At 63.2% G+C, this 23,982-nt stretch carries 14 protein-coding genes and 1 tRNA gene; 5 read left to right on the top strand and 10 right to left on the bottom strand.

Annotated elements, in window-relative coordinates; translation table 11 throughout:
- Positions 1-207: 207 nt before the first annotated feature.
- The 4 genes from add to MTR65_RS16400 form a co-directional block, all read right to left on the bottom strand.
- Positions 208-1,335, bottom strand: coding sequence for an adenosine deaminase (gene add, locus MTR65_RS16385; RefSeq protein WP_243802108.1), 1,128 nt, complete (start codon positions 1,333-1,335; stop codon positions 208-210).
- A gap of 33 nt (positions 1,336-1,368) precedes the next feature.
- On the bottom strand, positions 1,369-2,685 hold the full coding sequence (locus tag MTR65_RS16390) for an NCS2 family permease (protein ID WP_243802110.1): 1,317 nt from the start codon (positions 2,683-2,685) through the stop codon (positions 1,369-1,371).
- Positions 2,682-3,812, bottom strand: coding sequence for a nucleoside hydrolase (locus MTR65_RS16395; RefSeq protein ID WP_243802112.1), 1,131 nt, complete (start codon positions 3,810-3,812; stop codon positions 2,682-2,684). The genes MTR65_RS16390 and MTR65_RS16395 overlap by 4 nt, the downstream gene beginning before the upstream one ends.
- A 96-nt stretch (positions 3,813-3,908) precedes the next feature.
- Positions 3,909-6,854 (bottom strand): TonB-dependent receptor, encoded by a 2,946-nt coding sequence (locus MTR65_RS16400; protein ID WP_243802114.1) that lies wholly within the window; start codon positions 6,852-6,854, stop codon positions 3,909-3,911.
- A gap of 298 nt (positions 6,855-7,152) precedes the next feature.
- Between MTR65_RS16400 and MTR65_RS16405 the strand changes: the two genes are divergently transcribed.
- The gene (locus tag MTR65_RS16405; protein WP_243802116.1) at positions 7,153-8,055 is read left to right on the top strand and encodes a LysR family transcriptional regulator; all 903 of its coding nucleotides are present in this window, start codon (positions 7,153-7,155) and stop codon (positions 8,053-8,055) included.
- Positions 8,056-8,758: 703 nt separating this feature from the next.
- On the opposite strand, the gene MTR65_RS16410 is transcribed toward MTR65_RS16405, so the two are convergent.
- Both MTR65_RS16410 and MTR65_RS16415 read right to left on the bottom strand, forming a co-directional pair.
- Positions 8,759-10,198, bottom strand: a complete 1,440-nt coding sequence (locus tag MTR65_RS16410; RefSeq protein ID WP_243802118.1) for a hypothetical protein — start codon at positions 10,196-10,198, stop codon at positions 8,759-8,761.
- 213 nt (positions 10,199-10,411) lie between these two features.
- The gene (locus tag MTR65_RS16415; protein ID WP_243802120.1) at positions 10,412-11,071 is read right to left on the bottom strand and encodes a hypothetical protein; all 660 of its coding nucleotides are present in this window, start codon (positions 11,069-11,071) and stop codon (positions 10,412-10,414) included.
- A 139-nt stretch (positions 11,072-11,210) separates the two neighbouring features.
- Here MTR65_RS16415 and MTR65_RS16420 point away from each other — a divergent pair, with 139 nt between their 5' ends.
- Together MTR65_RS16420 and MTR65_RS16425 are read left to right on the top strand one after the other, a co-directional pair.
- Positions 11,211-15,284, top strand: a complete 4,074-nt coding sequence (locus MTR65_RS16420; RefSeq protein ID WP_243802122.1) for a HigA family addiction module antitoxin — start codon at positions 11,211-11,213, stop codon at positions 15,282-15,284.
- On the top strand, positions 15,284-16,267 hold the full coding sequence (locus tag MTR65_RS16425; RefSeq protein WP_243802124.1) for a hypothetical protein: 984 nt from the start codon (positions 15,284-15,286) through the stop codon (positions 16,265-16,267). Before MTR65_RS16420 ends, MTR65_RS16425 begins: the two co-directional genes overlap by 1 nt.
- A 418-nt stretch (positions 16,268-16,685) precedes the next feature.
- Here the strand turns inward: MTR65_RS16425 and MTR65_RS16430 are convergent, their stop codons facing one another.
- Together MTR65_RS16430 and MTR65_RS16435 are read right to left on the bottom strand one after the other, a co-directional pair.
- On the bottom strand, positions 16,686-17,915 hold the full coding sequence (locus MTR65_RS16430; RefSeq protein WP_243802126.1) for a tyrosine-type recombinase/integrase: 1,230 nt from the start codon (positions 17,913-17,915) through the stop codon (positions 16,686-16,688).
- Positions 17,916-18,117: 202 nt separating this feature from the next.
- Positions 18,118-18,191: transfer RNA gene (locus MTR65_RS16435), tRNA-Gly, on the bottom strand.
- A 193-nt stretch (positions 18,192-18,384) separates the two neighbouring features.
- Here MTR65_RS16435 and MTR65_RS16440 point away from each other — a divergent pair.
- Positions 18,385-20,250, top strand: a complete 1,866-nt coding sequence (locus MTR65_RS16440) for a methyl-accepting chemotaxis protein (protein WP_243802128.1) — start codon at positions 18,385-18,387, stop codon at positions 20,248-20,250.
- A 4-nt stretch (positions 20,251-20,254) separates the two neighbouring features.
- On the opposite strand, the gene MTR65_RS16445 is transcribed toward MTR65_RS16440, so the two are convergent.
- Both MTR65_RS16445 and MTR65_RS16450 read right to left on the bottom strand, forming a co-directional pair.
- Positions 20,255-21,343 (bottom strand): bifunctional transcriptional activator/DNA repair enzyme AdaA, encoded by a 1,089-nt coding sequence (locus tag MTR65_RS16445; protein ID WP_243802130.1) that lies wholly within the window; start codon positions 21,341-21,343, stop codon positions 20,255-20,257.
- 617 nt (positions 21,344-21,960) lie between these two features.
- A complete protein-coding gene (locus MTR65_RS16450) occupies positions 21,961-22,419 on the bottom strand; it encodes a TlpA family protein disulfide reductase (RefSeq protein WP_327194343.1) in 459 nt (152 codons plus the stop codon).
- 172 nt (positions 22,420-22,591) lie between these two features.
- Here MTR65_RS16450 and argH point away from each other — a divergent pair, with 172 nt between their 5' ends.
- The gene (gene argH / locus MTR65_RS16455) at positions 22,592-23,965 is read left to right on the top strand and encodes an argininosuccinate lyase (protein ID WP_243802156.1); all 1,374 of its coding nucleotides are present in this window, start codon (positions 22,592-22,594) and stop codon (positions 23,963-23,965) included.
- The last annotated feature ends 17 nt before the right edge of the window (positions 23,966-23,982 follow it).

The raw sequence follows: 23,982 nt of genomic DNA on the forward strand, positions 1-23,982 counted from the left end.
TGCCCTCGGGCTCCCCGACCTGTCTGGCGCAGTGTACTCGCGCGGCGTTGGGGGAGATGGGAGAGGTTGCGGCTTGGAAAATTGAGGGGCGAAGCCCCTCTGGAATGATCCAATACGTGACCTCACCTTCCGCCCGCTGTGCAGGCTGCGAAAGCTGAGGCCGCCGATTTTGGGGTCAAGGGGCGATGGCCCCTTGAAAACCTCTCTTCAACCTTGAAGGGCCCGCGCCAGCAACGCGTCGAACTCCCCAGGCCAGGTCGCACTCCACTGCGCCCGCTGATCCTCGCCCGCCCAGGAACCCTCAATTCCGTTCAGCATCATCTCGCGCAGCTGGGTCAGTTCGAGGCCCAGGTGGCTGTAGAGGAGCTGCCAGGCACCCGCGGGGGTGACCTGATGGAGCGTGGGATCGTCGGAATTGGGGTGCAGTTTCAAGCCCATCTCGGCCATGCGGCGGATCGGATGGTCGAGCGCCCAGCGTTCGTGCTCGAGCGTGCGCAGGTAGTAGGAATTGGTCGGCACGATGGTGAAGACGAGGCCGCGCGCGGCGTAGTCCCGCGCCAGTTCGGGGTTGTCGATGATGGTGTAGCCGTGGTCCACGCGGTCAACGCCAATGGTGTCGATAGCCATCGCGACATTGGTCCAGGGCATGCCGAATTCGCCCGCGTGCGCGGTGGTGCGCAGGCCATGTTCCTTGGCGAGCGCGTAGGCCTTGGCGAACATCTCGGGCGGGCGGTTGTCCTCGCGGTAGTCGATGCCGATGCCCACGACCTTGGGGTGGGGGTGGGCGATCATCTCTTCGACCATGAAGACTGCCTCCTCGGCCGGGGCCTCGCGGTCGATCGAGGGGATGAGCAGCGAGGAAATGCCGAAGTCCGCCTCGGCCTCGTCCATGCCTTGGAGGATACCCGCGACGGCCTTGGCGTAGGGCAGGCGCCCGTCACGGATGGTGGCGGTGGGGTTCCAGAAGAATTCGGCGTGGCGCACGCTCTCGCGCGCGGCGTCCTCGAGGTACTCGTAAGTGATGCGGCGCAGGTCCTCGGGCGTCATCAGGAGGTAGTCCTCCAGCGCGCGCAGCACGCGTAGCACGCCGACCGGGCGCTCGCCGCGGGTGTAGAAGGCCTCGATCTCGGCGCGTTCGAGCGGGGCGTCGTACTTCGCGACGAGGTCGAGGAAGGTCTCCTTGCGCACGGTGCCCAGCAGGTGGCAGTGCAATTCGACCTTGGGCATCGCCACGAAGAAGGCGCGCAAGGCTGCATCGACGTCGCGCCCGATCGGGGATGCAGGGACGCAGCCGATCGCCAGCGGGGCGACCGAGGGGGAGGGGGTCTCAGGCATGGGTTATTTCCGGTATGCGGCGCAGGCCCTGCGTCAGTGGAGCGTGGCTGCGGTGTAGAAGTAGTAGCCGAGCGGGAGGCTGAGCACGAAGAGGCCGACAGGGATCTGCCGCCAGCGTCCCGCCAGCACCTCGACGAGGACGTGGACGAGCAGGCCCCCGGCGATGCCGGTGCCAAAGCTGTTGGAAATGAGCGTGAGCAGCATCATCGCGATGGGCGCGAAGAGCGAGATCGTGTCCTCGCCCGGAGCCTGGCGGATGGTGCCCATCATGGCGATGCCGATGAGGATCAGCGCGGGCGCGGTCGCCTCGCGCGGGATCGCCATGGCAAGCGGCATGGCAAGCAGCGTGGCGGCGAACAGCACGGCCGCGACCATCGGGGTCATCCCGGTGCGTCCGCCCGCCTCGACGCCGGCGGCCGATTCAACGAGCGCGGTGCCGCCCGGAACGCCGACGAGCGGGCCGAGCGTGGCGGCGAGCGAATCGATCAGGAACGGGCGCTCGATCTGCGGGAGGTTGCCTTCCGTGTCGGTGAGGCCCGCCTTGCCGCCGATGGCGAGCGTGGTGCCCAGCGTCGAGAAGAATTCCGAGGCGAAGAAGGTGAACATGTAGGGCAGCGCAACGAGGCTGATCGCGCCCAGCATGTCGACCTTGCCGGTGACGGGCGCGGGCGACTGGGGCAGCGAGAACACGCCGTCGAAACGGGTAAGGCCCAGCGGCACGCCGACCAGCGCGGCAACGACGATGCCCGCGAGGACGGCACCCGGCACGCGGCGGGCCTGGAGCGCGATGGCAACGGCAAGGCCAATGAGCGCGCAGATCGGGCCGGGTTGGCCGAAGTCGCCGAGTTTGAGCGCATGGCGCGCAACGTCGACGGAGACGAGGCCCGCATCGCGGCAGCCGAGCATGGCGATGAACAGGCCGATCGAGGCGCCCAGCCCCAGCTTGATCTGCGGGGGGATGATGCGCACGACCATGCCGCGCGCGCCCGTCAGCGTCAGGACCACGAAGGCGATCCCTGAAAAGGCGGCAATGCCAAGGCCGGTCTGCCAGGGCACGCCCTCGATCTGGGCGAGCGTGATGCCCAGGATCGCCGAGCCGCCGATGCCCGGACCCACGATGAAGGGGAGGTTGGCGTAGAAGGCCATGGCAAGGCTGCCGATGGCCATGACGAGGATGACGCCCGCGGTTACCGCCGCGCGGTCCATGCCGCCGCTGGAGAGCAGCGAGGGAATGACGACGATGAGGTAGGCGGCGGCCAGGAAGGTGGTGAGCCCGGCAAGCGTCTCGCGCGCAGGCGTGGTGCCGCGTTCGCTCAGCGCAAAGCGGCGTTCGAGGAAGCCTGCAATCACTGCTGCGCCTGCGCGATGAAGTCCTTGAGGAAGCGTTCCTCATCGATGCCCAGGATCAGGTGGACCGGGCGCTCGCCGGCATTCGGGGCCATGTCTTCCTTCCACACCTGCGGCTCGCCGTAGTGCATGCCGGGCATGGTATCGACGTCCATGCGCACGACCAGTTCCTCGGTCACGAGCGAGCGGTCGATGGCGACGGCAACGGTGATCTCGTCCCACAGCGGCTGGCCGAGGCGCGCGTAGGTCTCGAAGTAGGTCGCGACCGGGGTTCCGGCCTTGCCGATGCGCCTGGCGACCTCGGGCGTGACCTTCACTTTGGAACTGACGTTGCCGACCAGCGTGATGCGCTTCCAGGGGGCCGTGAGCACGATGTGCGCGGCCTCGGGGTCGAACAGGAAGTTGAAATCGGTCGAATAGTCGGTGTTGCCGGTGGCCCGCCCGATGGCGGTGTCCAGCTTGCCCGGTTCGATCACGATCTCCCTGGCCAGCGTCGCGATGTCCGGTGCGACCCGAAGGGCCAGCGCGATGTTGGTGAGGGGGCCGGCCGAGACGATCGTGATCTCACCGGGGTGCTGGCGCACGGCCGACACGAGCGCGTCGACCGCGCCCGTGTCGGCGACCGCGACGCTGGGCATGCCCTCGGGCATGGGGGGGACCAGGTCGGGGTCTTCCGGGTGGTACGTGCGACCCGGACGGGGCGTGCTCCACGCCCCCTTGAAGGGAATGCGCCCGTAGCGCGCTTCCCAGTTGGCCATTTCCGCCTGCGTGCGCAGCAGGGGCATCTTCGCGCCGGGGTGAACCGGCACGTCGGTGCGCCCGGCGATCTCCAGGAAGCGCAGGAGGTGCTGCGTCTCCTCGGTCATCCAGGCATCGCCCGTCACCACGCCCACGCCCATGAGGTCCACCCGGGGATCGTGCAGGAGCGGGATCATCGACTGGATGTTGCTCTGGCCGGGGCCAAGGAAATCGTTGTCGAAGAAGATCCGGACCTTGCCGTCCTGCAGTGCCTCTGTGGGGGCAGAGGCGGGCGCGGCCGTGGGGGCGGCCGCGTCCTTTGCCAGCGCCGGGACCGTGGGGGCGATCGCCAGCGCCATGGCGGCAAGGAGAGTGGGGAGGATCTTCGTCATGCCACGCGTTTCCTTGGACAGGAGCGGAAAAATGGCCCCCCGGACGCGCCGGATGGGGGGAAGGGGGACGCGTCCGGGAAGTTCAGGTTGCCAGCCTCAGAACTTGGCCGTGACGCTGGCGAAAAGATAGCGGCCAAGTGCATCGTAAATGCCCGCGAAGAACGCGCCGTTCGAGGTCTGCCCGCTGGTGCTGGCGGTCAGCGGCGGATCGCGGTCGAACACGTTGTTGACGCCCAGGCGCAGCGTGTAGCTGTCCTCGATGAAGAAGCTGGCGGCAAAGTCGATGTAGTCCATTGCCTTCAGCTTGCCGTCGTAGGGCTGGTAGCTGCCCGAGAGGAAGTCGGCATCGCTCGCGCGGTCGTTGCGGGTCGAGCTGATGTGGCGCCAGGTGGTGGCGAGCTTCACGTTGCCATCGGGCGCGGTCCAGTCGAACTGGGCGCGGTGGCGCCAGGTCGGGATCGGCTGGCCGCAGGTCGCGCCGAAGTAGCCGTCGCAGCCGTAGGGCTGGGTGCCCGGCACGATCTCGACTTCGTACGTGTTGGTGCGTGTGCCCGAGAAGGTGACCGAGACGAGGCCCAGGTCCGCGCCGAGGAGGTCATAGAGGTCCTGGCGGGCCGAGGCGGAGACGTCGATGCCGGTGGTCTTGAGGTAGCCCGCGTTGACATTGGTGGTCAGCACGTAGCCGCTCGTCACCAGCGAGCCGGTCGCCGGGTTGCGCTCGATCTGATCGCAGAAGGTGCCCGCCTCGATGCACTGGCTGAGCGTGATCGTGGCCGGGATCGTGGTGATCAGGTCATCGACCTTGATGTCGAAGTAGTCCGCGGTCAGCGTCACGCCGGGCAGGAACGACGGCGTGAGCTGGATGCCGAAGGTCTTGGTGTTCGACTTCTCCGGGCTGAGGTCGGGGTTGCCGCCGACAAGGGCGCCCGAAAGCTGGCCTGCGGCCGGAGCGATCGAGCCGTACTGCGCCGCCGTCACGCCCGAGGCCGCGCAGGCCTCGAAGGTGGCGACCGGGTTGGTGCCCTCGCATGGGTCGGAAAGGCGCGCGGTGCTCACGCGCTGGGGGCCGTAGAGCTCGACCAGGTTGGGCGCGCGCACGGCGTGCTGGAAGCTGGCGCGCAGGCGCACGTCGTTGACGGGCATCCACTCCGCCCCGGCCTTCCAGGCAACGGTGTCGCCTGCGGTCGAGTAGTTGGAGTAGCGGATGCCGCCTTCGAGCGCGAGGCTCTCGAGGAAGGGGCGGTTCTCGGCCAGCGGCACGCGGATCTCGCCGTAGACTTCCTTGACGTCGAACGAGCCCGAGATCGGATATTCGCCGCCCGAGTTGCCCGCGACATCGCGGCTGGAATAGTGCGTGTCGGGGGTGAAGCCGATGCGCTCCTTGCGGTATTCCGCGCCGAAGGCGACGCTGATCGGGTTCGCGGCGAGCGGCAGGGTGAGCCCGAGGTCGCCGGTGACCGAGCCGCTGACGATGCTCTCTTCGGTAAAGCCGGTGCGAGTGAAGGTGCCCTGCACGTAGCCGAGCGCTTCCTCGGTCACGCCGGTGGGCGCGAAGATGTTGATGGGCACGCAGGCAGGGTCCGAGCCCTCGCACACGATCTCACCATTGGCACCGGGCACGGCGCGCAGCGCGTTCGCGAAGCGGGCGAGCGAGATGTCGCCGGTGAGGCGCGAGGAGTAGTTGGTGCGGCCGTACTGGGCGTAGGCGTCATAGGTCCAGCCCGGCGCGAATTCGCCGCGAAGGCCGCCGACTGCGCGGTAGGAGGTGTGGTTGGTGTAGTCGTGGCGCGAGCCGCCCGGCGCGTTGCGCATCGAGACGTTGACGGTGGCATCGTCCTGCGGACCCAGACCCACCGAATTGCACATCAGGTCCTGCTGCTGCGCCGAAAGGTACGGGTTGGAGCAGTTGATGCTGTGCGCGACGGTGAAGATGCCGGTGGGCGAGAGGCGGATGTCCGCCTTGTCGCGCATGTACATGAACTCGCCATAGACCTCGACTGCGGGCGAGATCTCGAAGTGGCCCATGATGTCGGCGTTGATGCGCTCGTCGGGGGCCTGCAGGTCGTAGGTGTTGCCGTTGTTGAAGCCGTCCGAGCTCTGGTAGGGGCGGAAGCCCTCGCCGCCCAGCGTGTAGCTGCCGCGCGTGGTGCCCGTTGCCGGATCGGTCAGCTGGAACTGCGCCGGGTAGGTCGTGGACGAGAGCGAGCAGGCGTAGCCGGTCGCGTTGGCGCGCAGGTTGCAGGTCGCAAAGTCGCGCGAATCGGTGCCCACGCCGTTGATCTTGCGGTAGTTGACGAAGGCGGTGATGTTGCCGCGCCCGTCGGCAAAGTTGGTGCCCGCGGTCAGCGCGAGGCTGGTCTGGAAGCCGTCGACCGTGCTGCCGGTGGGCACGCGCTGGCCCGCCGCTTCGGCGACCGAGGCAATCGCATTGCCGTTGTCGTGCTGGAAGACGCCGGTGCTGCCGTCGAACTGCAGGCCCTCGAAGTTCTGCTTGAGCTGGAAGTTGACGACACCGGCCAGCGCGTCCGAACCGTAGACCGCCGAGGCGCCGCCGGTGACGACGTCGATGCTCTCGACCAGGGCTGCGGGGACGTTGTTGATGTCGGCGGCCTGCGCGGCCGAGCGGGCGGGATCGCCCTGCATCAGGCGGCGGCCGTTGATGAGGACGAGCGTGCGCTGGTTGCCGAGATTGCGCAGGTTGATCGTCGCGGTGCCGCTGGCGCCCACCGTGCCGCCGCGGTTGCCGCCGCCCTGGTCGGCGTAGACCTGGGGCAGGGTGTTGAGGAGGTCTTCAAGACGCGTTGCGCCGCGCGCGGAGATGTCCTCGGCGCCGACCGTCGAGATCGGGCTGACGCTGGTGGCGTTGGGCGAACGGATGCGCGAGCCGGTGACGACGATCGCTTCGGAAGGCTCTTCGGCCGGTGCGGCGCCCAGGTCCTGCGCGGCGCCGGCGGCGGGCACGAGCGCCAGGAAGGTGGCGCTCAGAAGTGCGCTGCGACGGCGCGCGAAGATGGACCCAACGGTGTTGGCAACAGACGACATGACTGACCCCCTGGAAAGAACTTCGGACCCCTTGCGGGATCTCCCGTGCCACCCGAACTCCCATGGCAGACCCGGCATGGGGGATGGAACGGGCCGCCGGAACCCTCATTTTTTCGCACCGGCGGTCTGGATGGGGGAGACCCTATGGTGGCCCAGTTATCAGGGGAAACTGTTTATATTTATCATTCTATAATTCCGTATTATAAGAAGGGCCGTGCCGTGCCGCCCGGAGTCCCGCCTCGCCATGTCGACACCCGCTGCACCGCCCTCGGGGCCTGTGCCTAACTCCCCGTCGCACATGCCGATTTCGATCCGGCAACTGCGCTTTTTCGTGGCCTTGAGCCAGACCGGCAACTTCAGCCGGGCGGCCGAGGCAATGGCGGTTTCGCAACCGGCGCTCAGTGCCTCTATCCGACAGGTGGAGACGATTCTCGGTGTGCGGCTGTTCGAGCGCACGACTCACCGGGTGAACCTGACCGAGGCGGGCGAGGCGCTGCTGCCCCACGCCTGGCGTCTCCTGACGACGGCGGACAACGCCTTCCAGGACATGAACGACACGCTGCGCCGCCGCACGACGACGGTGCGGATCGGCACGATGCCTTCGGCGCTCCCGGCGCTGGCGCAGTTCGTCGCCGGGCTCGACCAGGACGCGCGCGCGATCAGCGTCGACATCACCGACGGGACCAGCGACACGCTCATCACCGGGCTCCAGCGCGGCGCGCTCGACATGGCGATCTGCGCGACCACGCTGATCGAGGAGGGCCTCGCGGGCACCCCCCTGATCGAGGATGAGATGGCCCTCGTGCTCGGTGCCGAACATCCCCTTGCCGCGCGCGCAAGCGTGACCTGGGCGGAACTTGCCGGGCTTGAAGTGGTCCACTTCCGCTCGGGCAGCATTGGCGAGATCAGCACGGCGGCGATGCGCGAGGCCAACATCGTCCATTCGCGCCACTACCGCGTCGATCACATGGAATCGCTGTTCGGCCTTGTCGCCAGCGGCCTCGCGGTCGGGGTCATGCCGCGACTCTACGTGCGCGGCTATGACCCTACGCGCCTCGCCGTCGTCGCGCTCACGGGCCCCGTCGTGCGCCGCCGCCTCATCTTCCTCCACCGCGCCCGTCTTGCCGAAGAACACCCCGAAGCCGCAGCTCTCGCCCGTGATCTTGTCAAGATGCTCCCCGCCGCCCTCTGCGAAAGCTGACCGCCACACACCGCACGCCCGCGCATGGCGAACTCAGATTTTCGATAAATGTGGGAAACTGGAGCGGTGAAGGGAAGCCAATAGGATTGATAAAAACTTGAATTAAAGTGTCTTTTCGAAGGCAGCAATTCAAAAGGCCCCCAATCTGGCCCCCAGCGCTCCGCGCTTCTGTGGAAAAAGCCGAGAACAAGCGAGATCATCGCGCCCTTTTTGGAGGCTGGCATTTAGCACTTCGAGCGATGCTTGTCATGGCTGCTGACAACAACTCACCTCCGAGCAGAGCGCCGTCACAGTATATCGAGGAAGCCAAAGTTCTGTGGATCGCAGACAACTCGCAGCCTCGAGGGGAAATACCGGATGAGATCAGAACCTTAGAACAAAGCGAGTTTTCTGCGGATCAGCGCAAACCCGCTCAACTCGCAGGAGGGTGGCTTTCGCCCAAACCACATTTATTATTATAAACCAACGGCTTGCATCCCGAATTCGCGGGGTAGGGTGTGCTCACGTTTCCAGTTACGGTGGAGAATTCAGAAAAGCGAGACAAGGTGCTTGCGGGGCAACGCATCGCTTACAGTTGGATTTGCAGCCTCGCTGGCGTTTGAGGCTGCATGTGGGCCGGGTGCTCATTGTCTTCTTCCCGACCATTTTCGGTGAAAGCTGCCGTCCGATCCAAGCCGGGTAATACCTCGATCGCCAATCCAGATCAGTTTTTGACCTGAGCGCCTACGCGATATGCGACAAACGCTTTGTCACCGTCATGCAAATAAAGCTTCAAGTTCATGATCCGCGTCGTTGGGTCCCTCTCCTCGATATGGTTGAAGCATCTTTGCAACAGCTTCCAGACGTCCGGGATTGAAAGCTTATTACCTGGAACGGGGATCGAGAATTCATGTCGGACGATGTTTCCAGCCTGGTAATGCTCAAAGCCACATCGGACCGAAACGATAGGTTCTTTCGTTTCGATCTCTCGACTCGGAGTGTGGGCCCAAACGTCAAAATCCAATGAAAAAAGCTCAAGTTCGGAACGGCTGCTCGACGCTTGCAATCGAACGGTATCCCCAAGCTGACCGGCCTTGTTGCACTCTTTCAAGGCGTTTCGGAGCGTCGAAAGGCAAAGCTTGCTGGACACGACCGTCGTCGGATAGCTCATATCCAATACGAGCGTTCGCTCCCTGTTGAGCCGATATGTATTTACCTTAATTTTGGTTTCATGACCTGTAGCGACCGAGATTTCGCGGAACGATTGCAGTGCAGCGGGTCCGTAAATGTCATCAAGCGACTCCTTGATGACGATGTCGCCGACTACAGCACCCAAGAATCTCGCCGCATTTTCGTACTCATCTTGCTTGTTTGGGTCCCAGCGCTGCGGACTTTTGAGCGAATGATGACGAAGTTTCCCGCGTAGGAGTACCAAGGCTCGTATCTTATCTCGAGTGGAATCATCTGGTTTGAAGAGATTGAAAGGAGACCCTCCAGTCGGCTTCTGCTTGGCGAACACCTTGGCATTGTTCTCGACCGATTTGCAGAGTTCAACTTGTCTCGACAGGAGGTCCGTCTGCTTCTCGTTGCCGGTCTTTCCATCACAGAATCGCGTCTCGAGAAACAGGTACATGTTATTGTACGCGTCGATGTATCGGCCAGCACCGTATGCTAGTCGCCCTTCGCGAAAATGCGAGGTCGATTCAATTCGATCATCGGAGATCTGGCCTACACAAAAGGCCCTTCCGATCTGCTCAAAGTCGCAATCTCGATTGAGAACATTGCTGGGATCTGTGCGAAACGATTTGAGATGGATGCTGGCTTCCTCAGCCACGTCTTCCGCGTGAAAACGGAGTTCGTAATTGTCGTAATCCAGATCTACGATCTGTTGGCCGCTTATGACGGCCTGCCAATTCAAGATGCACTTCCGGGCGAGAGATGCATGTTCGCCTCCGGTTACGTGGATGTGCGGAACTTCGGCCTCCGAACCCGCCGCCTGCACACGCGGAGCCTCTCCAACGCCCACACCAGAGAAGGCTACGCAAACTCGCCTCAGGACATTTCCTTCACGTTCTAGGAAGAAGGTTCTGTCCCCCAACTTAATGGGCCAGCCTTCCATCACCTCAACGTGGTTTTTTACATCGAACGCTACTGTGACAATCATGCTCTACCCTTGCCCACCAAGGCAGCTTTCAGCAAGCCTGCGATAACCGACCAACAACAAAGATGTTCGCCTTTGGGCCGAAAGTGGTCGGTCCGGTTTCGGGCAACCATATACAAAAGCTCTCTGAGCGGACCCGCTTCAGTACTACTCACCTTGATGAATTAGAGGGTTCGACTTGGGAATCGATGTCGAAGCGCTTTTCTGATGCCTTGTTCAGAATTTGCGGAGTGTTGCGATCCTCGAAAGATCGCCGAGCTGCAGCACGAGCGGATCGCGCACTTCGTATGCCACGGCGAGGTTGTGGCCGTCGGCTTCTAGGTGAGTGTCCACGTTTTCCACGCCGAGCGCGCCTTTGTTACCGATGACGACGCGGAACTCGTCTTGCCACGCGAATGCTTCTGGCTTGATGAAAGCCAAGCGTTCGGGAAGTGCCCAATCCGTGCCTGGCTCATTGTCCAACCCTCGATACTCGATCGGGCGGGCGAATACGTTCGCGTGATCAAGTTGCGAGCGCAGCCGCACATGGCGACGAATACGGCCCACGAAGCCAAGGCAATGCTGAATTTCAACGCAGAAGGGGCCGTTGAACCTCGCGGCTAACTCCTCTGAGAGCCTGTTGCTCATGCAATAGACGTAGATGTCGTTGACCTTCACAACCGAGACGAACGCCATGTTGTTTTGGAAGGTCCGATCATCCTGATTGATCGTCACGCCACCCTCGGGCTTGTAGCGCAACAGTCCGTCGCTCGGATCGCGACGCACTTCTTTGTCCTCGAAGACATGATAGGTGCCAAATGTGCAGAAGCGGACGCGTCCATTCTCGATCAGATCGCGCGCATGTTCTTCCTCGGCAAAATACCTGAATATCGTCATGCGCTAACTATCGGACATTTCGATCCATCCGCCAAACGAATGTCCCACTGCCACTAGCTTCGACAGCAATAGGGGATACGGGCACTGGCGCGCATAGTGTAATGTGTTGCTTTACACTTTTTAAGGCATGATGCGGTGCATGACTGAAATTCTACCTCCCCAGCACCCCGGCATTTACGTCCGAGATAACCTCATCCCCAAGGGTATGAAGGTCACCGCCGCCGCCCAAAAGCTCGATGTCAGCCGCGTCGCGCTGTCCAATTTCCTCAACGGCAAGTCCGACCTTTCACAGGAAATGGCCGCGCGCCTCGAAGTCGCGTTCGGTGAGCCCGCCCGAAAGCTGCTTGACCTGCAAAGCGCGTGGGCTGCGGCGCAGCCGAAACGCGCAGACCTCACCCCGGTAATAAGCTCCTACGTTCCGCCGTTCCTCCAGCTCAAAGCAGCGAAGATCGAAGCATGGGGCGGATCGGGCATCATGCCGCGCCAGCGGCTCTCGGTGTTTCTGCGCACGCTCGTAAACTCGACGGGCTCTGGGCTTACGAAGGTCAACTTCCCCGGCAACGACGACAGCGAGCGCCCTGGCTGGGACGGCGAAGTCGAAGCCGAGGGCGCCACGCCCTGGGTGCCGCAGGGCCGTTCGGGTTGGGAGTTCGGCGTCAATCAGGACCCGAAAAAAAAGGCAGACGGCGACTTTGCCAAGAGCGTGCAGGGCGTTGATGCCGCCGAGCGCAAAGAAATGACGTTCATCTTCGTCACACCGCGCAGTTGGACGGGCAAAGACGAGTGGGTGAAAGCGCGCAAGAAGGAGAATCATTGGAAGGACGTTCGCGCCTATGATGCGAGCGACCTTGAGCAGTGGCTTGAGCAATCTATCCCCGGCCAGACATGGTTTGCCAACGAAACCGAGCAGGATGCGCAGGGCGCCATCGCACTTGATGAGGCGTGGAAAATTTGGGCGGCCGACTGCGAGCCGCCATTGAAGCCGTCGCTGTTCGACGACGCGCTCACCGCCTACCGCTCGACGTTGAAACGCGCCGTCACGGCCGACCAATACAAGCCGATCATCATTTCGGCGGACTCGCGCGACGAGGCCCTAGCGTTTCTTAGCGCCGGGTTCGCCGCCGACGATCCGGATCTCGGAAGCTTCCGAGATCGTGTGATCATATTTCGCGAGCCGGGCACGCTCAGCAAGCTTGCCGCGCAGGTCTCGAACTTCATTCCTGTGATTTTGTCGCGCGAAGTCGAAAAAGAGTTCGCGCCCTACCGCGCTTCGATGCCTTCCTTCATTGTCTATCCGCGCAACGCCACCGCCTCCGATCCGGACATCACGCTCGAAACGCTGAACTACGAGGCGTTTGAGAAGGCGCTTAGGGATATGGGGATCGGCCACGAGCGCGTGCAGACGCTTAGCCGGGAGACGGGCCGTTCGCCGACCGTGCTTCGCCGTCGTCTCTCGCAACTGCCCGCTATTCGGAAGCCGGATTGGGCTGAAGACAAGAAGACCGCCGCGCAAATTGTGCCTTTCCTTCTCGCTGGTGCTTGGAAGGCCGATAACACAGCTGATCAGGCAATGCTTGAAGCGCTTTCAGACGATGTAGACTTCGATAAACTCGAACGTCATCTCAATGACTTCCTACCACTGGAAAGCGCTCCCGTGTGGCGTGTCGGCGCGTATCGCGGCGTCGTTTCCAAAATCGACGCGCTTTTTGCCATCAAGGACGTGATCCTTGAAGCCGATCTTGAGAGGTTCTTCGCGGTCGCAAGCTTGGTGCTGGAAGAGGCCGACCCGGCGCTTGATCTGCCTGAAGACAAGCAGTGGGCCGCAGGCATCTATGGCAAGACGCGTGAAATCTCCGGTGCGCTACGAGATGGCATCGCGGAGTCCTTGGTGCTGCTTTCTGTATACGGCAGTGAACTGTTCAAGGGGCGTTTGAGCTTCAATACCGAATGGCGCGCTGAAAAGCTCGTGCGGGAACTCTTGGAGCCGCTCACTCTTCAAACGTTGGAATCGCAGTCGAGCGATCTTCCACTCTATTCCGAGGCGGCCCCGGAGCCATTCCTTTCTATTATCGAGGCAGATCTTAGGACGAACGAACCAGCTTCGCTCGCCCTGATGAAGCCCATGTCGAACGTCATGTTCGGAAGGTCGCACCGTACGGGGCTGTTGTGGGCGTTGGAAAATCTCGCGTGGTCGGAGCGACATTTCATGCGCACCGTCCTTGTGCTTGGCAGGTTGGCGGAGCGGGTTATCGATGACAATTTGGCTAACAAGCCATCTTCGAGTTTGTCGGCAATCTTCCGCTCATGGATGCCGCAGACGAGCGCCGATCTTGAAGCTCGGAAAAAGGTTCTTTCAAAACTCGCGGAAACCTTTCCGTCGGTCGCTTGGCCGATCTTGATCGAGCAATTTGAGCGCGGCTCCCGAGTAGGCGACTTCAGCCACAAGCCGCGGTGGCGGCCCGACGGACACGGCTACGGAAACGTCGTCACGCGCTGGGAAGGCAACGAGTTTGCGATGCACGCGCTGCAAACGGCGCTCGCATGGCCGAGCCATACCCTCTCAACCATCAGCGACTTGGTTGAGAATCTTGATGGTCTCGACGACTCGTTGAGGCAGCAAGTTTGGGATGTCGTTGACGATTGGATCAAGGGTGCCAACGATGCGGACCGTGCCGCCCTTCGCGAGAAGATCCGGGTTTCTACGTTCACGCGCCGCGCGTTGCGGCGTCGGAATCGGGAAGACGAACGCGGCGTCGATGAACGCGCGCGCGCCGCATACGAAGCTCTTGAGCCTACCGACCCGGTGCTGCGCTACTCTTGGCTGTTCAAGCAAACCTGGGTGGATGAATCCGCAGATGAGATTGCCGACGAGGAGTTCGACTACAAGAAGCGCGAAGAACGCATTTCCCGGCTTCGCCAGTCGGCCATCGAAGAAGTGCTCGCGCATGGCGGCATCAGTGAGGTTTTCCGCTTGGCTGACTCCGGACAGGCGCAGCACACCGCAGGTTGGTATTTGTCGAAGGCTATCACTGACCTCGAATCCCTCAGAGCAGCGCTTCTAGAAGTCGTCGACGGTGAAGCCGTTAGCGGGGGCAAAGCATCCTTCATTGGCGGCGCGCTTGCCGAGGCTGCCAGTCGCAAGCTGGGATTGCTCGGACCATTGACTGCCGACCAGCCCGACGAAGTCATGCTTTCGATCCTGCTCATCGCTCCGTTCGAGCAATCAACTTGGGATGTGGTGGAAACGCTGAGCGACGATCTGCAATCGCGTTATTGGCGGGACATTGCGCCGGGCTGGAACCGAACCGACGACGATGTGCGATATGCCGTCAAGAAGCTCGTCGAAGCGGGCCGACCGCGCGCCGCCTTCAACTTCGCTCACTTCGACCTCAAGGAACTGCGCGTTCAGGACGTGTTTGATCTGCTCAAGGCGATCGCGCGTGGGTCAAATGAGGCGTCGAAAACCTATTTGCTCGACCCGCACCATCTCCGCGATGCCTTCAAGCTGCTGAACGCGAGCGGTCAGATGGACACCGATGAAATGGCGGGCCTTGAGTTCCAGTTCGTCGACATCTTCGACGAAGACAATGAAGTCGGGCTCGTGAATCTGGAGCGCCGGATCGAAGCGTTCCCGGAGCTGTTCGTAGAGGCAATAGGCTATAGCTTCATCCGCGATGACGACGGGGAAGACGCGTCCGAACCGGAACTCACAGAGATGCAGCGCTCGAATAGGGCGAGCTCGTGTTACAAAATGCTGGACCGCCTCCGCGTGACTCCCGGACATGATGATACCGGAGCGCTGGTCGCGGATCGCATTGTCTCTTGGGTGGAGCAGGTTCGCGCTGGCTGCACGGCGATTGCAAGGGGCGACATCGGCGATCAGATGATTGGCAAGCTCTTGTCGCACGCGCCGGAAGCGGAGGACGGCGTTTGGCCCTGCCTGCCCGTTCGCGATGCGCTCGAGCAGGTCATGAACGAGCATTTGTCTCGCGGTCTTACCGTCGCAATGCGTAATTCGCGGGGGGTGCACTGGCGGGGAGAAGGCGGGGCTCAGGAGCGTGGCATCGCCGCCAAATACGCTGGCTGGGCGCAGTCGATGGAATACACGCATCCTCGCGTCGCAGCGATGCTGCACGGTCTTGAAGAGAGCTACCTGCGTGAAGCTGATTGGGAAGACAACGAAGCGAAGATCACGCGCCGGATGCGTTATTGATGACGGGCAACGATCCAACTCCGGCCTCCGAAGTCATCACGCGCACGACGATCTACGACATGCCGCGCGATGCGACTTTCGAGCAAGTGCGGACTAGCATTTCGGACGCCGGACGCCGCCGCCTTCTTAGCTGGGGCATGGATTTCGACAGCCGTGCGATGACTCTCGGCGCGAAGATCGAGGAGCATTGGGAGCCTCAGGTCAAGGAGATGTGGGCGGCCAATCAAGAGAACATTCGGCAGAGCTTAATCGCGCAGTTTGGCGAGCAAGCCATCGATCAAAAGGTTGAGAATTTTCTCTGCATCGGTGCCAAGCCGATGTCGGTGATGGCCTATCACAACCGCTTCTTCGAGCAGGTACGGCGCTCCTTCGTGATGCTGGACTATTACCCCGCTCTCGTCGGCGCGTGCGCCTTGGGAGAGCGCATTCTCAATCACCTAATTTTGGACATGCGTGACTTCTTCAAAGGCACGCCCGAATACAAGCAGGTTTACCGGAAGGACTCTTTCGACAAGTGGGAAGTGCCCATCGACACGCTTGAGGCTTGGGGCATTTTGCCACCCGAAGCAGCGGTCGAGTTTCGTGCGCTGAAAGCACTTCGGCATCGCTCGATCCACTTCAACGTCGGCACCTACTCCACGCTTCGCGAAGACGCGCTGGCCGCCGTCGTTCACATGCGCACAATCATCGAACAGCAGTTCGGCAGTTTCGCGGTGCGGCCATGGTTCATCTCCGGCACGAAGGGCCACGTTTTCATCAAGAAGGAATGGGAGACGCATCCTTTCATCCTGACCTACTTCGTTCCAAGCTGCCCATTCGTTGGGCCGTTGTTCGGCATGGCCCCGGATCAGAATGGGGCTTGGAGTATTTTCGACAAAGCTGATTACGGCGACGGCGACTGGACCGATGAAGAGTTTACGCGAGAGTATAATGAGCGCGACCCGGAGCAGGTCTTCACCGGCCCGGTTCAGGAGCCTGAGTAACTGGCCACCGCAACGACGGCTCATTGTCCAAGAGAGGAATGACAGCTTTCGATCTTTAATCGTGTTAGATGCTACGTCCGAAAATAGGGCGCAATGCTGCCGTTCTTCAGCACTCAATCGCCGCGCGGCTCTACCTCTATTCACTTGTCCTGATAGGACACGGGCAAAGATCTCGCTCTATCTAACGCCCACTCGCGCAAAACGTAATCTGGCGAGCACACCGTACCCCGCGAATTCGGGACCTATCTACCTAATATCATTGCGATATTGCGGTTTGGGCGAAAGTCACCCGTCTACGAGTTGAGCGGGTTTGCACCGAACCGCTGGCAACTCACTTTACGATAGGTATCTGTAAAATTGCAGTCTTTTGCCGCACTCGCGCGGGTCGCAGAAGAGTTACGGATTTTGGCGCAATCGGTTAGCGCTTCGCCGTCTTAACCGGGGCCACTTCGGCCCCGGCGCGAAGCTTATCGAGGTAGTCGCTCCACCATTGCGCCATCTTCACGCGCTCCTTCCAATGGGCACCGCGATGATAGGCGGCGCGGACCTTGTCGCTATCGCCGTGGGCCAGAGCGCGCTCGATGGCGTCAGGATTCCACTTGCCGCTTTCGTTCAGCAAAGTGGAGGCCATCGCGCGGAAGCCGTGGGCGGTCATTTCATCGGTGGTGTAGCCTAGGCGGCGCAGGCCAGCGTTGATTGTGTTGTCACTCATCGGACGCCTGCGAGTGCGGACGGACGGGAAGACATAGTCACTAGGACCGGTCAGCAGTTGGGCCTCCTGCAGTATCTTGATGGCCTGGCGAGAGAGCGGGACGAGGTGGTCCTTGCGCATCTTCGTTTTGCTGGCCGGGATCGTCCACAACGCGCCATCAAAGTCGAATTCGCTCCATTCTGCATGGCGAAGCTCGCCCGGCCTGACGAACACATGCGGAGCGAGTTGCATAGCAAGCTTGGTGATCGGTTGGCCTTCGTAGCCATCGATCGCGCGGAGCAACTCTCCTGCACCTGCAGGATCGAGGATCGCGCCGTAATGCGTGACGGTGGGGTTCATTAGCGCGCCCCTCAAATCGCGTGTGGGATCGGATTTGAGGCGCGCTGTGGCGACCGCATAGCGGAATACCGAACCTGCCAACTGCAAGGTTCGCTTTGCGCTTTCCAGCTTGCCCTTGCTTTCGATCCGGCGAATGGCGGTCAAGATGTCGGCAGGCTCGATGTCGGCAATTGGCAGATTGCCAATTGAACTGTTGAGGACAGACAGGAGGTATTCGCAGCGCTTTGCCGTGGCGGGCGCCCATGCCCGCGAACCATCATGCCGGCGCTTCTCGCAGAACTCGGAAGCCAGGGCAGCGAAGGTATTTTCGGCATCCAGCCTCTCACGCGCCTTCTCACGCTGTTTTTCGCGTGACGGGTCCTTGCCCTGCGCCATCTGCTCTCGCGCCGCATCGCGCCTTCTCCGAGCCTCAGCCAGCCCAACTTCGGGATAGGTTCCGAGGCCCAGCTTCTTCTCGCGCCCGTCGACGCGGTACTTCATTCGCCACAGTTTTCCGCCGCTTGGCTGCACCAAAAGAAAGAGGCCCGACGAATCTCCCATTTTATAGGGTTTCGGACCGGCCTTAGCCTTGCGAATTGCCACCTCTGTTAGCGCCATAATTTCAGACCTTTACCCGGTATGTGGCCCCCAGACTGGGGGCCACTCGAATTGGCGGAAATCCGTTAGGCCCCCAAAGTGGCCCCCAAATCAGCGGGATTTGGCGAGACTAACCGGGCAAATGCAGGACAATCGCACGCCAGAAACCCTAGGATTTCCAAGAGCTTTATAGCGTTTCCGGGATGTTTTGGGAAGGCGACGCTGGAGCGGGTGAAGGGAATCGAACCCTCGTCGTCAGCTTGGGAAGCTGCTGCTCTACCATTGAGCTACACCCGCGAAGGGAAGTCCGATTGCACCGGTTTGGTCGTTTGGTCAATGGGGTTTCGCGGCGCGGCTAGGGCTGCGGGAGCTCGGGGCGTCATCGAGGCTTGCGTATTCCTGCGGGGGAGAGGCTTCAGAGCTTTGTTCTAGGGCGCGTGGTACCCGCGCCGGGGCCACGACAGGGCGTGGCGGGAAGACGGACATCGCGATGGTACTGCTGGGCAATCTCAAGATTCGGACGGTCACTCTGGTGACGACGCTGCTGATCGGCGCGCTGGCGCTGGTGAGCGGGGCGATGGCGCTGCGCTTCATCGATGGGCTGGGCGAGAGTCTGTCCTATTCCTCGGACAACACCGTGCCCAGCCTGTCGGTTCTGGGCGAGGTCGCGCAGCACCAGGCGCAGGCGCGCATCCTCATCTCGCAGCACATCCTGGCCGACACGCGCAGCGAGACGCGGCGTATCGACGAGGAACTTGCGACGACGCTCAAGGAAACCGATGCGCGGATCTCCAGCTACAAGAACCTGGTGTCCGATGCCGAGGAGGAAAAGCTCTTCAACCAGTTCACGGCAACCTGGAGCGAATGGAAGAACGAAGTGCAGGCGGTGCGCTCGGCTTCGATGGGCCTGCGCACCGAAGAGGCGACCGGGCTCTACAACCGGGACTTGAAGCCGCTGGGCTACCGCCTCGACTCCTTGGTGAAGGAAGAATTCGCCTACAACGTGGAGATCGGCAACGCCGCTGGCGAAGAAGGCAAGGCGACGGTCGCGAGTTCCTTCAACTGGATCGTGGGACTGCTGGTCCTGATCGGCGCGGCCTGCGTCCTCGTCCTGGTGGTGATGACCAACCGCGTGGTGCGCCCGCTCGCCGGGCTGACGCGCGCGATGGAGGACATGGCACGCGGCGACCTCGAGCGTGCGGTGCCCGGGCGCGAGGGGCGCGACGAGATCGGCGCGATTGCCCGCGCGCTGGAGGCCATCAAGGAGGCCGTAGCCGAGCGCGCCCGCAAGCGCGCCGAAGAGGCGGCCCAGTCCCAGCGGGTCGTCGTCGAGGAACTGGCTGGAGGGCTCGAGGCGCTGAAGGGCGGCAAGCTCGATTGCGCGATCACCACGCGCTTCCCGGAAGATTACGAGCGCCTGCGGGTCGACTTCAACGAGACCGTGACGAGCCTCGCCAGTGTGCTGGGTGACGTCGCGGGCGCGGCGGACAACGTCAACAATGGCGCGAGCGAGATCGCCAGCGCCGCCGATGACCTCGCTGGACGCACCACCGCGCAGGCGGCCGCGCTCGAGCAGTCGGCCGCGGCGGTGCGCGAACTGCGCGAATCGGTTTCGGACACCGCCCGCGTGGCGCAGGACGCGCGCGACAACGCGCAGGCGACCGAGCGCGAGGCCGAGGATGGCAGCCAGATCATGGTCCGCGCGAGTACCGCGATGGAGGCCATCTCCAAGTCGAGCCAGCGCATGGCCGAGATCGTCACCCTGATCGACGGGATCGCCTTCCAGACCAACCTCCTGGCGCTCAACGCCGGGGTCGAGGCGGCACGTGCGGGCGAGGCGGGCAAGGGCTTTGCGGTGGTCGCGACCGAAGTGCGCGCGCTGGCCGAGCGTTCGGCCGAGGCCGCGCGCGAAATCAGCGGGATCATCCAGACCAGCGGCGGCGAGGTGCACAACGGCGTCGAAATGCTGGGCCAGACCCGCGAGGCGCTGGGCAAGATCGTCACGCGCACCGGGGAACTGGCGAACATGATCGGGCGCATCGCGGAATCGGCGAACGAACAGGCCAATGCCATCGGCCAGGTCGATCAGGTCGTGGGCCAGATGGATACCACGACCCAGCAGAACGCGGCACTGGTCGAGGAATCGACGGCCGCCTCGCGCAGCCTGGCGCAGGAAGCCCAGCGCATGGGCCAGCTCGTCGGGCGTTTCGATCTTGGCGCCGGCGCGCGCGGCAGCATGGGCGGGGCGAAGGTCCAGCGTCTGCCCGTGCGCAGCCCGGCGCGTGCACCGTCCCCCGCGCCTGCACCCATGACGCAGGGTAACCTCGCCGTGCAGGACGATTGGGCCGAGTTCTGAGAGTTCAGGCCGCCTCGTTGCGGGAGGTGGCCGCCCTTTTCTCGCGCAAGCTGCGCTCGATCTCGATCAGGCGCTGCTTGCGCCACAGGCCGCCCGCATAGCCGGTGAGTGAGCCGTCCGCGCCGATCACGCGGTGGCACGGGATCATCAGTGCGATCTGGTTCGCGCCATTGGCCCTCGCGACCGCGCGCACCGCGCTGGGGCGCCCGAGCTGGCGGGCAAGCTCGCCATAGCTGCGGGTTTCGCCGGGTGGAATCGTGCGAAGGGCCTCCCAGACCTGCCGGGTGAAGGGCGTCCCGGCCATGGCGATGGGGGTCTCGAAGGTTCCTGACTCCGCTGCGAAGTAGGCGGAGAGCTCGTGGCTGGCCTGTTCGATGGGGGCGAGCGCGCCGATGCCGATCCGTGCGTTGGTCCCGGCCTGGAGTTTCTTCAGTTCGGCGGGCAGGCCCTTGCGGTCAACGAATTCGAGCAGGTGCAGGTGATGCGCGGAGGCGACCGCGATCATGTCGCCCAGCGGCGTCGGGATCCAGCTGGCGCGCAGCAGCCCGTCGCCGTGGACGAGCTCGCCCGGTACGCAGCCCAGAAGGCGCGCGAAGGCGGCGCGAAAGGCGCTGGGGGATTCAAAGCTGGCCTCCAGCTGCGCCTCGACCACGTTGCCGCCCTCGGCGAGCGTGGTGAAGCCTTCGCGCACGCGGCGCTGGCGGGCCATCTCCAAGAAGGTCATGCCGAAATGGCGCTTGAAGGCGCGGCGTACGGTCGAGGCATCGAGCCCCATGGCCACGATGTCACCCTCGCTCCAGCGTCGGACGGGCTGGCGGTCGAGCGCGGCCAAGAGTGTCTCGATCACCGGCTCGGCCTTGGCGGCGGCTTCCAGCGGGTGGCAGCGCTTGCAGGGCCGGAAGCCAGCCTCGATACACTCCCCGATGGTGGGGCGGAAAATGCAGTTCTCGGGGCGGGGCTTACGCGCGGGACAGGTCAGGCGGCAGAACACGCCCGTCGTCGAGACGCAGACATAGGCCTGCCCGTCGAAGCGCGCATCGCGGGCGAGCAGGGCGGCATAGAGCGCCGCGTCATCGGGGAGATCGAACAGCATGGCCCTCTTGTACCACTTTGGCCGTAGTCGTGGCGCCGGATTTCGGGCGTCTATTTCCTGCAGGTGGGAAAGTCTTGGAAGAAGGGGATTTCCGAGGGCCATCGCCCTCGGGCTCCCGGAACTGTCGCGCCCACCTCAGGCGCGCTGCCTTGGCTTGGATGGGCAAGGTCGCCCATTCTGGGGTCAAGGGGCGATGGCCCCTTGAATATCTTCTTCCTGCTTTCTCATTTCAATTTACTTATTTAGATAACTAATTCGTGATCCACGCACAAAGAAAGTGACTTGGGAGAGATGTGCCGTGGATTTCTCGCAGGCCCTTGCAGCTGGATCGGTCACGCCCGAGCAGACTTTCGCGCTCTTCGATGCGCTGGAACCGGTCGACCTTCCCTTTCTGCTCGGCACCTGGCGTGGCGACGGCCTGACGGCGCGGCGATCCGGGGCCTTACTTCTTCGTGCTGCGACGCGAAGAGTAGAAAAGGTCTTTTTCAAGGGGCCATCGCCCCTTGACCCCAAAACGGGCGACCTCACCTCTCTCGGCTTCCATGGCGCGCGCATGGCGAGGTGGACGTTATGGGGAGCCCGAGGGCGATGGCCCTCGGATTCTTTCCTTCGTCTTCTTACGACTTCGCTTCGGCGATCAGCTTCAGGGCCTCGGCGCTCGTCCAGTCGTTGCCGCCGGTCCAGCGCCACACTTCCTTGCCGTTGGCATCAAACAGGATCGTGACGGGCAGGTTCCCGCCGTACTGGAAGGAGAGGTCGGCTTCCTCGTCGATCCAGGGCTCGACATTGTCGAGTTTGCGGCGGCGCAGGATCTCGACGACCTTGCCCGGCTGGCCCGCGTCCTGCGAGATCGGCAGGACGGTGACGCCGAGCTCATCCTCGCGCCCGATCAGGGTGTTGAGCGTGGGCAGCTCCTCCACGCACGGCGCGCACCAGGTCGCCCACAGGTTCACCAGCACCGGCTTGCCCTTGAGCGAAGTCAGGTCGAGGCTTTCCCCGCTGGGGTCGCTGAGCGAGATCACGGGCATCGGTTCGCCCTTGTGCGAACGGTCCAGCTTGCCTTGCGCTGCGGGCACGGTGGGCGCCTCTGCGCCCCCGCCTGCCGGAGCCTGCGAAGCTGTCGGTTGCGCGTCGGGTGCGCTTTGCCTATCGCAGCCCGCGAGCAGCAGGGCACAGGACCCGGCACACGAATACAGGACGAGCGACTTGAGCGATTTGGACAATGGCACGGGCGGGGGCTCCAACCAGATGTGGGGCGGACGGTTCGCAGAAGGACCGTCGGCGATCATGCGCGAGATAAACGCGTCGATTCCCTTCGACAAGGCACTGTGGCGTCAGGACATCGCGGCAAGCAAGGCGCACGTCGCGATGCTGGGCACGCAGGGCATCGTGACCGCGGATGATGCCAAGACCATCACCGAGGGCCTCGACAAGGTCGCTGCCGAATACGAGGCGAACGGCGTTCCCGAAAACTGGGACCTTGAAGACATCCACATGACCACCGAATCGCGGCTTGCCGAGCTGATCGGTCCGGTCGCGGGGCGCCTCCACACCGCGCGCAGCCGCAACGACCAGGTCGCGACCGACTTCAAGCTCTGGGTGCGCGAGGCGATCGACGAGGTCGATGCAGGGCTCGAGGCGCTGCAGAAGGCGCTGGTCGCGCAGGCCGATGCCCACGCGGCCTCGATCATGCCCGGCTTCACCCACCTCCAGACCGCGCAGCCCGTGACGCTGGGCCATCACCTGATGGCCTACTACGAGATGATCGCGCGCGACCGTTCGCGTCTGGCCGACAACCGCAAGCGCATGAACCGCTCGCCGCTAGGCAGTGCGGCGCTGGCGGGCACGGGCTTCCCCATCGACCGCGAGATGACCGCAAAGGCGCTGGGCTTCGACGGGCCGACTGCGAACAGCCTCGACACCGTCTCGGACCGCGACTTCGCGCTCGACTACCTGATGGCCGCGGCGCAGTGCTCGCTGCACCTCTCGCGCCTGGCCGAAGAGTTCATCATCTGGGCCAGCCAGCCCTTCGGCTTCGTGCGCATGGCCGATTCGCTCTCGACCGGCAGCTCGATCATGCCGCAGAAGAAGAACCCGGACGCCGCCGAACTGGTGCGCGGCCACGCAGGGCGCATCGCGGGCTGCCTCACCGGCCTGATGATGACCATGAAGGGCCTGCCGCTCGCCTATTCCAAGGACATGCAGGACGACAAGCCGCCCGTCTTCGAGGCGCACGGCCTGCTCGCGCTTTCGATCGCGGCGATGACCGGCATGATCGCGGACAGCGATTTCAAGACCGAGCGCATGCGCCAGGCCGCCGAGATGGGCTTTGCCACCGCGACCGACCTTGCCGACTGGCTGGTGCGCGAGGGCGACATTCCCTTCCGTGAAGCCCACCACATCACCGGCGCGGCGGTGAAGCTGGCCGAGGCACGCGGCGTCGCGCTCGACCAGCTGCCGCTTGAAGACCTGAAAGAGATCGACAGCCGCATCGACGCGCGCGTATTCAAGGCGCTCTCGGTCGAGGCATCGGTCGCCGCGCGCATGTCGCACGGGGGCACCGCGCCCGACCAGGTGCGTGCGCGCGTGGCCGAGGCCCGCGCCGCGCTCGGCATGGCCTGAGGGCGGGCGAGGAGACA

Source organism: Novosphingobium mangrovi (assembly GCF_022818885.1).
Lineage (GTDB): Bacteria > Pseudomonadota > Alphaproteobacteria > Sphingomonadales > Sphingomonadaceae > Novosphingobium > Novosphingobium mangrovi.